Source organism: Lacibacter sp., assembly GCF_057361365.1.
Map to the genome: position 1 here is coordinate 668921 of NZ_JBMQSG010000022.1, position 13359 is coordinate 682279.

The following is a 13359-nucleotide window of genomic DNA, read 5'->3' on the forward strand; positions in this document are numbered from 1 at the left end:
TATGCATTTACCCTAATATCTCATCTAATAGTTTTTGCTTCAAATTCTTCAAAGTTGCATTTTGCTGTCTAAGTTCTTCAACAATTGCCAAAATGCTATCTAAAATATTTACAATATCCTTTTGTGTTTCAAGGTCAGGAATTTGAAAAGAGAAGTTATCTAAATCTTTCCAATTGATGTAAGGATTGGTTGAACCTTTTGAAACACCAATTGAATATTGGGTAAACCTTTCTGATAGCATGATATGTTTCAATAAGTCCTGTAGAAGTAATTTTTCATTTGACCTGATGACATAGGTCGTGTTGGCACAAACACCATCAAAATCTGCATAAGAAACCTTTCTCAAGTACGTTCTTCTAGATCCGTAAAGTATATCTCCTGCCTTAAATAAAACATGAAAGGCTGGGCCTAAATAACCTTCGCCTACTTTTTGCCATGTGCGTATTTTAAAATCTTCGGACTCTAAATTTTCTCCTGCAACAATTCTTTCAATACCGTATGTCAATGGGTCAATTTTTCGCATCAACTTTTCTGTAACGTCACAGTAGTTATAGGTTTTGAGTTTCTTGCCTTTGAGCAGATTACCAAAACTTGGTTTGTCACACACAAATTCATCAATCAATTTTTTCCATAATGCTTTCAAATTCTTTTCCTGCCCATCCATCCGCTCCATGGCCGTTTCTATAGATTGAAAAAGGGCGGCTATTTGCTTTTGTTCTTCGAGTGGAGGAAGGGGGATTTCAAGGGCTCTTATGAAAGAAAGATTTGCCATTTTAAAACCAGTATATCGGCTAAAATTCTTTACATAAAAGCTTTGGCAAGCGTAGAATAAAAATCGTGGAAAAACTCTGCTTTCATCCAAAGGATAAATTCCAGTAACATTTTGGTTGGTTGTAGTTTCAAATGGAACAAATGCGGTCTTTCCTATCGTTGCACCAACCAAGGCAATCAATGTTGTATTCGCTTTAAATAATTTTGCTGAGGACTTTTGAAAACCTAATTCAGAAATATATTCTTCCGCTACTCTTACTACATCATCCTTGCAGGCTTCCGATCTTAGCCATGGAATTGTTCCATTAGACCAATATTCTGCGTTCGCCTTTGAAGGTGTGCCTCCTGAAGTTACCGAACATATTTGCCCAATTTGCTTTTGCTCCCATATTTCTTTCTTCAACTTCATGCTTGAATTCCTAATGTTTCGAATTGAGTAAAAAGGTTGTCTATGGAAGTATTAATTTTATATTGACTAGCTTTTATTTCTGCTATTAATTCCTCTGTGTTATGTTCATTCGTATTAGCAACTTGTTTAACATACAATTGCAAACTCAAATTCCCATTGCTCTCCAACACTTCTTTAGTGCTTATTAATTTTGCAAATCCTTCGGCATCTTTAAATTTCCAATAAGCATCGCTAATCTTTTTTATATGTTGCGGTTCAAGCCAGGCATTGGTGCGTTCTATGCGTAGTTCTTCTTTGGCATCAATAAAAATAATTTTGCCTTTTCTTTCTTTCGGTTTTTTCATACGGCATACTAACAAACAACTCTCCATGCTGCTGTTGTAAAACAGGTTTTTGCCCAATCCTATTACCGCATCTACAAAATCCAATTCTATCATTCTTTTACGTATTTCGGATTCGCTGTCTCTAAACAAAACGCCATGCGGCCAAAGCACTACACAACGTCCTGTATCGGGGTTCAGGCTTTTCATAATGTGCTGCTGAAAAGCATAGTCGGCACAACCCTGTGGTGGTGTGCCCCAAATATTGCGTCCAAAAGGGTCGTTCATCCATTTGCTTTGGCTCCACTTTTTTACACTGTATGGCGGGTTAGCCATGATCACATCAAACTTTTTCAGTTCATCATTCTCTAGTATCTGCGGTCTGTCTAAAGTATCACCCTGCACAATCAAAAACTCATCAACATTGTGCATAAACATATTAATGCGTGCAATGGCAGAAGTAATAAGGTTGAGCTCCTGCCCGTAAAGTTTCAGTGTGCGGTATTCTTTGCCCTGTTCTTTTAAATGCAATGCAGCACTCAATAATATACCTCCACTGCCGCAGGTGGGATCGTAAATACTTTCACTACTGTGAGGGTCAGTAATTTGTGTCATTAGTTTTACAACAGTTCTGTTTGTGTAAAACTCAGCGGCAGTATGTCCGCTGTCATCCGCAAATTTTTTAATCAAGTATTCATAGCCTTCACCCATTAGATCATGAGGCACATTTTCTACAGTTAAATCCATCTTACTGAAATGCTCAATCAGGTCAAGCATTTTTTCATCACTCATCCGGCGCTTATTAGTCCATTGAGCATCACCAAATACATCATGCAGCATTTCAAAATTAGCTTTCTCGATACCGTTTAACGCTTTTTGCAAATAGGCACCTACATCAACGGTTTTTTTTCTAACATCTTCCCAATGGCAGCCCTTGGGTATTTGAAATCGATGGTTCTCGCTTAATTCGGCATAACTGGCATCACCTGCTGAATCAACAAAAGACTGCTCGAATTCTTCATCCCATACATCACTGATTCTTTTAAAAAATAGTAAAGGGAAAATGTATTGTTTAAAATCTGCGGCATCAATCATTCCTCTTAAAATATTGGCAGCGCCCCACAAATGATCTTCTAATTGTTTTTGGTTCATTGTTTGTTAAATGTCGGTATCTGTTTCTTATACTTATTTAGCCGGTGAAGGTACTTAAAATGAAACTTGAATGAAACTTACAGGGATGTTATTCCCGCTTATCAATATTAGTTATTACACATAAATTCTTGCACTTACTACTTTTTCAAATCTAATAACTGTTCCATCATCACTTGTCCACTGGTTGTTATCTTTTGAATGAGCAAAAACTTTCAAAACAGGTTTGGTCAAAGCATTAATCACAATGCAAAGTCTGTGATATGTTTTATCAGCTTCCAGATTTTTAAATTCGTTAGGCGTAATGATCATCTGCGTTTAGACAAACATCATTGGGGAGAGAAGAAAATATCAATCCGAAATCTAATCGTATTGATCAATACAAAACCGAAAGAAGAGTTACAGTATGTAAAGATTTTGACTGTTAATGAGCTTCCTGGTTATGTACACTATTTTAAACCAATATTTTCCGCAGATGAGACTCGGGTATTGCAGAATTCTTATTGCGTATTGATGAACAAAAAAATATTTATACGAGATAACGAACCAAGGCATAGGACCTGTAGTTTTTAACTTCGACTTTTAGTTATAAATTTAGTTTCAGTACCGGGCAGACAGTTGATCAATTCCCCAACTATACCAATCCTTGAACGTTGACGGTAATGCAATTATGGTTCGACCTATGCTTAATTTTGAAAGACATGATTAGAAAACTCTTATTGCCGGCATTGGTTGCACTTTGTGCTTTATCCTGCAAAAAAGATTCCACCGATAGCACATACATCGTATCGGCCCGAAAAATGATTGGTATCAGCAGCAATGAGTGGGGTGCAACAGAACCTACGTTAAGTAGTAAATCAGGCTATCGTTACACAAAATCTGCTGACAACCTCAGTACAGTTATTAAAGCAGAAGTCCATTTGCCGGCTATTGATGACAGCAACCGAACAGCGAAAGGTTCAATTTTGCTCAACATTGCACCCGACAACCGGGTTTTCTACGCTGCTTTTAACACAGAACCGTTCGGCAAAGCCGCAGCGTATGCAATGCTGTTGAATTACAACAATGAAACTCTGCAAACATTATCCGCAATCACTTCTTCTATCGGTGGGTTTGTCGAGAACGGAAATGGAGGAAATACCACCGTAAGCGCCATACTTTCAAAAATCAGCAACGGACAGGAGGCGGACCAATTAGACGTAACGTACAATACGGCACAGGGAAGATTTACAATGGCCGTTTTTCGGCAAAACGACGGTCGTTATATATTCAGCTATAGAGGCAGTCGATAAGGGGAGTGGAGTTATCCGAAATTATTTTCTCAATACGTTTCGTCATACATCGTTGAAGTGTAATTACGCCAGGTGCCTTTCAGGAGACGTGGCTACGAATAAAGACCCCGGGCGGACAGGGTGCTTCCCTCTTACCCATCCTTCAGGAATATCAAAATTTCAAAAACTTGTTTAACTTCCCAGGTGTGACGGCTTGCTGTGAGGACACAGCTGTTCGCCGATAGTGCACAGATATAAATTTCAGCAACTAATCAGCCCCGTTTTTTTCTAAATTACCTTTTTATTATACAGCTTCATTGTAATAATCCTGGCCAATGACCCGATTAACCTTAACCAATGAGAAATAGAGGTTCGCTTTTATCCTGTATTCTTTTCGTTTTTCTCCAGTCTGTTACGGCGCAAACGCCTGCCATTGAATGGCACCGTCTTTACGGAGGCACTTTCGGCGAATATGCTTTTTCACTTGTTCCAACAAACGACGGGGGTTATATTGTTTCCGGTGTTACCGAGGGACCAGATAACGGTGATGTAATGGGCTATCATGGCAATTTCAATATCCAGGACTACTGGGTGATTAAGCTGAATAAGGATGGTAAAATGGAATGGCAGAAATCGCTTGGTGGTACCTACGCTGAAATCGGGGCATTTATTCAACAAACCGCCGATGGAGGATATATTGCAGTGGGCTCCTCTGCATCGGTTGACTGTATGGTGACGGGCAACCATGGCGGTCTTGATTACTGGATGGTGAAACTTACGGCAACAGGCGAAGTGGTATGGCAAAAAAGTTTTGGCGGAAGTAAAAATGAATATGCATGGAGTTTTACTTCAACAGCCGATGGCGGATATATTATTGCCGGAGATACGGAATCGAATAATGGTGATGTGAGCGGCAATCATGGAGAGCGTGATTTCTGGATCGTGAAAGTTGATGCCACCGGCAACTTACTCTGGCAAAAATGCCTTGGGGGCAGCCGGGTTGAAACTGCTTATTCAGTTACCGCTACTCCCGATGGCGGATGTGTTGCTTCCGGCATAACAGAATCAATGGATGGAGATGTTTCCGGTAACCACGGCAAAACTGATTACTGGGTGGTTAAACTTTCTGCAACGGGGAACCTGCAATGGCAAAAATGCCTGGGAGGATCGGAATTCGATGAAGCAAGATCAGTTATTTATACAGCAAACGGAGGCATCCTGGTTGCAGGATCAAGCGGTTCCAATAATGGTGATGTGTCGGGAAACCACCAGGTAGCAGCCCAGAAGCCTACTGATATCTGGCTGGTAAAATTAAACCTTAGCGGTGTAGTTGAATGGCAAAAATGCTATGGCGGCTACCTCAGTGAAATGGCCTACAGCATACGTGAAACAACCGGTGGATACCTTGTTAGCGGCGATGCACAATCGTCTGATGGTGACGTTACCTGCAACAAAGGACAAACCGATATGTGGTTATTCAAAATTTCCGATACCGGCGTATTACAATGGCAAAAAAGTTTTGGCGGGGATTATTTTGACAAGGCTAACTGCGTGGTGCCAACTGCTGATGGTGGTTGTGTTGTTGCGGGCTCAAGTTGCTCCAGCGATTTACCCGGGCTTCATATCAATTACAGCGGCAACGGCATGTGCACTGACTTCTGGATCGTTAAATTATCAGCGGCACAGGCAACCCCACCTGCTCCTGTGGTAAAAATAGATCCAGCCTCTGCCAGCATATGTAGTGGCAAGAATGCCGTGTTTAAAGCAGAAGCAACCTATGCCGGTTTAAGCCCGGAATATTACTGGACAAAAAATGGGGGAGCAGTTGGAGGAAACAGCCCGACCTATACTGCTACAGGACTAATAAACAATGATGTAATTGGCTGCACTGTGGTGAGCAGCAGCGAATGTGGAAATGCCCGCCAGTTTGCAACAGATGCTGTAACCATCAACGTGAATAGCAATCCTGCACAACAGACAGTGCAGGTAAGTGCAAGCCAAACGGTTTTGTGCAGCTGTTCAACCGTTAAGTTTACTGCCAGTGTAACTAACGCAGGAGCATCGGCCATTTATAAGTGGAAACTGAATGGTGTTGTTACAGGAAGAAATGCGGCCATTTTTGAAAGCAGTTCGCTGAAAGGCGGAGATGTTATCAGCTGCGAATATACTGATAACCTTACCTGTACTCCAAGCGGATTCATTCTGTCGAATGCTGTTACAATGACCTCGGGAACTATTTCACCCACGGTAAGTATTATTGCTTCGAAAAATTCTATCTGCTCCGGAGAACAGTTGCAGTTTACAGCTACTCCTGTTAATGCGGGTGCGAACCCAGCATACCAGTGGAAAATAAACGGTGTAAATGCCGGCAGTAACCAGGCTGTTTTTACATCAAGTACGTTAAAAACAAACGATACTGTGAGCTGTGTTATTACAGGTGATCCTTCCTTTACCTGCAGTAATGCACTTAATGCAATTTCAAACAAATTGTTGGTTACCGTAGTTGCTAAAACAAACCCGGCAATAACAATTTCTTCACCCGTAAGCAGTATCTGTAAAGGAACAGCTATATCCTTTACAGCTACAACCGCATTTGCCGGTAATAAGCCTTCATACCGTTGGATGATTAACGGCCTGACTACAGGAAACAATGACTCTGTTTTTACAACCAGCCTTTTGAATAACGGCGACGTGATCAGTTGCGAACTGGGTGTTGATGCGATGTACAGCTGCACAAACAGCAGCACTGCTACTTCCAATAATGTTACCATGGACGTTCTTACCGGTATTCCGGCATCTGTGGCTATTACAGCATTAAACAATACGGTATGTGAAGGGACAAGGGCCCGCTTTCGAGCCATCTCTTCCAACGCAGGCAGCAACCCGTTGTATGCGTGGAAAGTAAATGGGCAGCCGGCAGGAAATAATCGTGATACTTTCAGCATTGCCACTTTAAAAAACGGAGACGAGGTTTCGTGTATCCTTACTCCTGGTGCAGGAGGTTGTTCGGCGTCGCCTGTGAGTTCAAACAGTTTACTGATGACCATCTACCCTTCACCGGTCTTTAGTATCACTCCTGTTGATACATTGGTTACCGTTAACAGCCAGGTACGTTTTCAAACGCTTACGTCGGAATCACCCGCTGGTTTCAGCTGGTACCCGGCGCAGCAATTGGTAGATGCATCGATGTTATCGCCACAAACAATACCACTTACAGACAACAGCAGCTTTACACTGCGTATAACAAATACGAACGGTTGCGAAGCTGAAAAAAAAGTGAATGTGTTTATTTACCAATCTTTACTAATGCCCAATGCCTTTACACCTAATGCTGATGGTGTAAATGATGTATTTGCTATCCCGGCAAATGTGAGGTTACAGCTAAGCGAATTTGTTATCTACAACAGGTGGGGCCAGGTTGTATTCCTAAGCCGAAGCATAGCCAAAGGATGGGATGGTACTATCCAGGGAAAACAGGCTGACCAGGGTTTGTATATGTATTTCATCAAGGGAACGAATGAACAGGGAGTGGTGCGTGTTAATGGAACGGTTTTACTGTTGCGCTAAACGGGGGGCGCAATGTGCACTTAAACCTTTCTTCGCAGAAATGTCTCCCGCAAGGGAGGTTTCGTTATTCAGTGTTGAAGTTTAATTACGCCATGTTCCTTTCATGAGAGGGGGGCTTCGAATAAAGGCCTTTGCCACCCTTAACTTTCATAAATCATAAATCCTACATCCGCCATCTTGCCTCATCCCCCGTACCAACCCCGAACATACCCCGTAGATACTTCGATGCAACAATCCCTTTTGCGCCTTCTCGCTCCCTTTTGAACCCTTTCATGCCTTAAGGTTTCGTTTCGTTCCGTTTTGTTCCCTTTCGTGCCCAAACGGGAAACCGCCCTCCTCAACCGTCGCATCTTGCACTCGGTTTCAAACACAGGTCAACGCCGGCAACCTGCAGAGGAACCACCGGTCAACTGCTTCGGAGCAACACACCGGAAACATTCATTATTATAACCTTAAAAAAACACCAAATGGCAAAACAAAAAGGCATCATTAAGTTAGAAGGTACTATCGGTGATATTACCTTCTTCAAAACACAGGATGGTCCCGTCGGTCCGGGGTCTGGTGCAACCGACTCGCTAAAATGGAAGAAATGAATTGACAACGGCGAGTCCCTTTCAGGTGACTCGCTTGAGAAAGAAGAATTATCTTTTGTAAGAGCTCACTTAAAATTCTATCAGTTCTGCGGTTGTAATCTCCAGGGCTTCTGCCAATGCAATTATCATTGTCAAGGAAGGATTTGTTTCACCCTTTTCAATGCGGTGTATCTGACTAAAATCAACATCAGCGATATCAGCCAGCTTTCGTAAACTCAGCTTTTTTCTTTTTCGGATACTTTGTAAATGCTTTCCGAATTTTTTTAAAAGCTTTTCATTCCTTGTAGTATTCATAGCTGAAAAGTCAATGAATCTGTGAAAAATAATGTAGGATTATTAGCATACATTATGAATTACTTTAACTAACTTTAATTCATTATTTATTGTAAAGCTATTCAATCAGTCAATCATGCATGTTTTATCGTCAACCCCTTCATTTAACGAAGAACAATGGATCAAACTCGTTTTCCTCCTTGCCGATACACAAACATGGATCGATGAAATGAACAAAGAACTGTTCACCTGTCTTCCCGTCACCAATCAGAAAAAATATTTGCGCAAGACCTATTACCTCACACCGGCAGCATTGGCGCATATCATTGAGCGGCATTATTATAAAATCAACCGTCATCCGGCAACTGGTAAGTTTCACATACCAATACCCTGCATCCTCCAGCTCATCAGGGATGCTGCCGATAGTCCAACCACACCCGTAAGCGGCAGCCTCAATCAGCAACGCACTTTCTGCAGCAACAGCAACATCGGCTTCAATAAAAACGGCCACCCCGAAAACAAAATAACCATCATCACTTGTCCCGGCGGCAAGATCATCACCGCCTTTCCGGGCACACTCGAAAGCCCTTCATCCAACAGTTCCCTCGTATCCTCGGGATGACAGCCCTTATGAACTGAAAAACAGCTTTTAATCAAACTGTCATTGTTGAAGTAACCATGTGAATCCCACCGTTGAAGCAACACTAGTGAAACAGTTTTCGTCGGCCCGGGGTCCTCTGCGTGAGACCCCGGGTGTACAAACCACCCTTAACTCATAACCCTTAAACCCAATTCCTCCCACTTACTCAAAAAACCTTCCCACTTTCTCATTGGTGCTGGTACCGGCTTTTAGTACAACATAATTTACATCCGGATTCATTCAAAACCAATCCGGTAAGGTTTTGATCATTTTCATCACGATAAAAAAAACAACAAAATGAAAAAGCTTATTTTTCTTTCACTGGTATTTGCTTCCAGCTATTTAGTTTCTTGTCAAAAGGAATCATTTGAGGATAATACAATAAATAATCAAAATCCTGTTCCATCAAATGCGAAAATGGCAACAGCTTTACCATTCAGGGGAACGTATACAACTTCGTCAGAGATCCTTCAGCCCGCACCTTTTCTGCAAACCAGGATCACCGGTGTAGGGCAGGCCTCACACCTTGGAAAAAGTAGCTTTGTGGCGTTATCTACACTCAATCTTACTACCGCACCGCCTTTCCGTTTAGGAGGAACAGCAACTTTTACAGCCGCTAATGCTGACGAGTTTTATACAACATTTACCGGTACAGCTATCCCTAATGGCCAGGGAGCATTAAACGTATCCATGACGCATACGATCACCGGAGGTACAGGTATATTCAAAAGCGCTACGGGGAGCTTTGAAGGATATACGGTAGCGGTGCCCGGCCATTCGGAAGCCAGCATTGACCATGCAGGTACAATAAGCTATTAATATTAAAGCAGTCTGTAAGAGAATTACCGGCTTACTGTTTAATAGTCTTATATCTCCTTACAATTTTTTAAATTTAGTATAAGCATTTTACCTACGTGTACAGACGGTTCCTCATCTTATTTTTCTTTCTTCATCATACTGCCGGGTATGCCCAAACGCATTCCATCGACAGCATGAGAAGGCACCTTCCGTTGCTCTCAGGCACAGCACGCATCGATTGCCTGAACCGGTTAGGTGAACAGTTTTGTTACCATTGGATACATGCCGATTCCGCCCTTCAATATGCAGATAAAGCTTTTATACAAGCCACTTCAATTGGTTATAAAAGAGGTGTAGCAGAAGCATTGATCCTCGAAGCTGCATTAAAGGGTAAGCTGCTTGGTGAACCGAAGGAAATGCTGCTAAAAAGCAGGAAGGCAATTGAAGCAATAAGAGGTACAAACGAGCAACGGACGCTAAGCCAGTGCTATCAATCCCTTGCTTTAAGCCTGGCTCTGCTTGGTGACTACAAAGCTGCTGTTGATACGGCGATCATAACTTATGAACTGGCGGTGAAAGCAAATGATAAGCAACTAAGGGGATGGGCTGCAGAAACCATTGGCTTTGCATATGCCAAAAGTGGGGAATACTGGAAGGCATTTGAACATCTCATTGAATCGCAGCAAATAGGAAAAGAAACAGGCGATTCATTGTTGACATCAATTTCCATCGCATTCATCGGCCGGTCGTTCAACAGGGTTGGCGATCATGGAAAAGCATTGGAATACTATCATGAGTTTCTGCGCTATGCTCCACCTTTTGTACTGCTATGGCCTCACCTGGAAGATATTGCTTATGCCCATTTGCAATTAAAACAATATGATTCAGTATTGTATTACCAGCAGAAGCACCGACAGAACATTGATGCAGTCACGACAGACAGAACGGTTAGAAAAAAATTTGTTTCTTCCTTATGGGGCTTTTCTACCGACATCCAACTTGTTCAAAAAAAATACGACTCCGTATTGATGCAGGTGTTGCCCGGCATTGAACAGCAACGGCAGAATAAAGACGTAATTCCCTTCATGTATTCTTTGCTTGTTGCAGGAAAGGCTTATTTGGGCAAAGCTGATTATGCGGCCTCATTGCAGTACCTGCGTGAATTATATCAACTGGCATCGAATATAAACAACAAGCAGTTTTTGAAAGATGCCGCAGAGCAACTGGCAATTATTTTCGAACGTTTAAAACGAAGTGACAGCGCCTATGTTTACTTCCGTCGGTATAGCACATTAAAGGATTCAATGGAAATAGCTCAATATGCCGGCAAGGCTGCACTTTACCTCGCCGCATCAACCGCTGATAGTAAGATCAAACTCTTGCAAAAAAACGATGCCCTTCATCAGCAGCAACTGGCGTTCAATAAAAAGGAGATACAACGACAGGTGCAATTGAAAAATATCCTGGTAGCAGGTTTTATCCTGGCAATCATCTTTTCTATCATGATTGGAATTAATCTTATTTTAAAACGGAAGAATGATAAGCTTCGCAACGAACAGGAAAAATCGGCCTTAAGACAGAAAACACTGGAATTGGAGATGCAGGCATTGCGTGCACAAATGAATCCCCATTTCATATTCAATTGCCTCAGCGCAATAGACAACCTGATTCAAACCAATCAACCCGATAAAGCTACTACCTGTCTTTCACGTTTTGCGAAGCTGGTAAGGGGAGTGCTGGACAGTTCTAAAAACAACCTGGTTCCTTTTGAGAAAGACTTTGAAACGATAAAGCTTTACCTCGAGATGGAACAGTTCCGCTGCAACAATAAATTCAACTACGATCTTATGGCTGATGATGAATTGCTGCATGGAGATTACAAAGTACCTCCGTTAATCATTCAGCCATTTATTGAAAACGCTATTCATCACGGACTGCTCAACAAGCCGGATAGTAACAGGCATCTGACAGTAAATGCACACCTCGAGAATGAATATATCATTTACTCCATTACAGATAATGGCGTAGGACGTAAGAAGGCGCATGCCATCAAGCAAATGAATAAGCCCGACCAGCAGTCTTATGGATTAGAAATTACCAGGGAGAGAATTCAATTGCATAACAGGGATGATAAGGATACAGACTTTATGATTTCAGACCTTGAAGAGGCAGGATTGCCTGCAGGCACAGAAGCAGTGGTACGTATCAATTGTTCCTACTAAATAAATTCGATGTTAAGAGCTGTTCTTATAGACGATGATCAAAGCAACCTCAGCGCTTTAAGTGAAAAGCTGGCAAAGCATTGTCGGCAGGTTGAAATCATTGGCCGTTGTGATAATGCAGCAGATGGGATAGAGACAATTGAAAGAGAAAAGCCCGACCTGCTGTTCCTTGATATTGAAATGCCGGTGATGAACGGCTTCGTGCTGTTACAGCAATTGAAGTACAGAAGTTTTGGATTGATCTTCGTAACGGCCTATGACCATTATGCCATTAAAGCGATTAAGTACAGTGCCCTCGATTACCTGGTGAAACCGGTTGAGATAGATGACCTGAAAGCTGCTGTTGCAAAGGCTGAAGCTAACAGCGAAAACCGGAACGCACAATTGCAAGTTGAGCTGTTGCTGGAACATTTAAATAAAAAGCAGCCTAAACGCATTACCATACCTACCAGTGATGGTCTTCAATTCATCAATATTGATAACATCATTTACCTCGAAGCGAGTAATAACTACACACAGATCTACCTGGCTACAGATCAGAAATTCCTGGTAAGTCGCACACTGAAAGAGTTTGAAGAGATGCTGCCTTCCAATCCATTTATACGCATTCACCATTCCACTATCGTAAACAAACATTATGTTGAAAAATATATTCGTGGGGATGGAGGGCAGGTGGTGATGCGCCATGGCAGGGTATTGGATGTCTCTAAAAGAAAAAAGACTGAGTTCCTCCTGGCAATTGGTTATTGAGCTGTACATCACCACCCTTAACTCATAACCCATAACGCTTACCCCTAACTCCCTGCGCCGTTGTTGATTGCCTCACCAATCAACAAGTGCTTTCTGTCTTTCTTATTTCAGGATTGTGCCCTTCCACAAACTTCTATTCCCTGCCGAAGTCTCACCTAAGCGAACGTACAATGAACGAATGCCTGATAAATTCAAATAAAATCGCTCAACTTTTGGTTCTGTGTCAATCCGTCCCGCTTCAGTGGAACGCAGAAGAACGAATAGTTGTGCCTGCACAACATTTTATGCAACACATAACCGTTTCCTACTGGTTGCTTTCCACACCAACCGAAATAAAATCAACAGACCTTCGAATCCTGCCAAATCCGTGATCTTCCGTGAAATCTGTGAGGAACACACTTACCGCCTTCCTGTCTCTCCGGCCCAACTGAATGGCTATTTTAGGACTAGACAAGGTGTCCCGTCCTAAAATAACTATACACAAAGAAGTATAGTATGTCAGTTAAAAACAACACTTCAGCAAGAGTTCAGTTTTCAAAGAAAGTCATCCGTCAGGCTGTTCAAGAAGTAGAAGATGGATCATCAAGAAAAGAAGT

Annotated in this window: 11 protein-coding genes; 7 read left to right on the forward strand and 4 right to left on the reverse strand. The window is 42.0% G+C overall.

What is annotated here, in order from left to right:
• Positions 1–7: 7 nt before the first annotated feature.
• The 3 genes from ACO1QW_RS21165 to ACO1QW_RS21175 form a co-directional block, all read right to left on the reverse strand.
• The gene (locus tag ACO1QW_RS21165) at positions 8–1180 is read right to left on the reverse strand and encodes a restriction endonuclease subunit S (RefSeq protein WP_486261587.1); all 1173 of its coding nucleotides are present in this window, start codon (positions 1178–1180) and stop codon (positions 8–10) included.
• Positions 1177–2652, reverse strand: coding sequence for a type I restriction-modification system subunit M (locus ACO1QW_RS21170; RefSeq protein ID WP_486261589.1), 1476 nt, complete (start codon positions 2650–2652; stop codon positions 1177–1179). Before ACO1QW_RS21170 ends, ACO1QW_RS21165 begins: the two co-directional genes overlap by 4 nt.
• Positions 2653–2766: 114 nt before the next feature.
• Positions 2767–2961, reverse strand: a complete 195-nt coding sequence (locus tag ACO1QW_RS21175) for a hypothetical protein (RefSeq protein ID WP_486261591.1) — start codon at positions 2959–2961, stop codon at positions 2767–2769.
• Between the two features lie 389 nt (positions 2962–3350).
• On the opposite strand from ACO1QW_RS21175, the gene ACO1QW_RS21180 reads away from it, so the two are divergent.
• The 3 genes from ACO1QW_RS21180 to ACO1QW_RS21190 all read left to right on the forward strand — a co-directional run bounded on the left by ACO1QW_RS21180 (position 3351) and on the right by ACO1QW_RS21190 (position 8080).
• Complete coding sequence (locus ACO1QW_RS21180) at positions 3351–3941, forward strand: hypothetical protein (protein WP_486261593.1); 591 nt, start codon at positions 3351–3353, stop codon at positions 3939–3941.
• A gap of 336 nt (positions 3942–4277) precedes the next feature.
• A complete protein-coding gene (locus ACO1QW_RS21185; protein ID WP_486261595.1) occupies positions 4278–7487 on the forward strand; it encodes a T9SS type B sorting domain-containing protein in 3210 nt (1069 codons plus the stop codon).
• A 467-nt stretch (positions 7488–7954) separates the two neighbouring features.
• On the forward strand, positions 7955–8080 hold the full coding sequence (locus ACO1QW_RS21190) for a hypothetical protein (RefSeq protein WP_486261597.1): 126 nt from the start codon (positions 7955–7957) through the stop codon (positions 8078–8080).
• A 69-nt stretch (positions 8081–8149) separates the two neighbouring features.
• On the opposite strand, the gene ACO1QW_RS21195 is transcribed toward ACO1QW_RS21190, so the two are convergent.
• Positions 8150–8374 (reverse strand): helix-turn-helix domain-containing protein, encoded by a 225-nt coding sequence (locus tag ACO1QW_RS21195; RefSeq protein ID WP_486261599.1) that lies wholly within the window; start codon positions 8372–8374, stop codon positions 8150–8152.
• Between the two features lie 115 nt (positions 8375–8489).
• On the opposite strand from ACO1QW_RS21195, the gene ACO1QW_RS21200 reads away from it, so the two are divergent.
• From ACO1QW_RS21200 to ACO1QW_RS21215, 4 genes are all read left to right on the forward strand, one after another.
• Positions 8490–8975, forward strand: coding sequence for a hypothetical protein (locus ACO1QW_RS21200; RefSeq protein WP_486261600.1), 486 nt, complete (start codon positions 8490–8492; stop codon positions 8973–8975).
• A gap of 315 nt (positions 8976–9290) precedes the next feature.
• Positions 9291–9812: a hypothetical protein gene (locus ACO1QW_RS21205; RefSeq protein WP_486261602.1), complete on the forward strand. Its 522-nt coding sequence runs from the start codon at positions 9291–9293 to the stop codon at positions 9810–9812.
• Between the two features lie 173 nt (positions 9813–9985).
• A complete protein-coding gene (locus ACO1QW_RS21210; RefSeq protein WP_486261604.1) occupies positions 9986–12013 on the forward strand; it encodes a tetratricopeptide repeat-containing sensor histidine kinase in 2028 nt (675 codons plus the stop codon).
• A gap of 9 nt (positions 12014–12022) precedes the next feature.
• Positions 12023–12763 carry a LytR/AlgR family response regulator transcription factor gene (locus ACO1QW_RS21215; protein WP_486261606.1) on the forward strand — a complete coding sequence of 247 codons (741 nt, stop codon included), beginning with the start codon at positions 12023–12025 and terminating at the stop codon, positions 12761–12763.
• Positions 12764–13359: the final 596 nt, after the last annotated feature.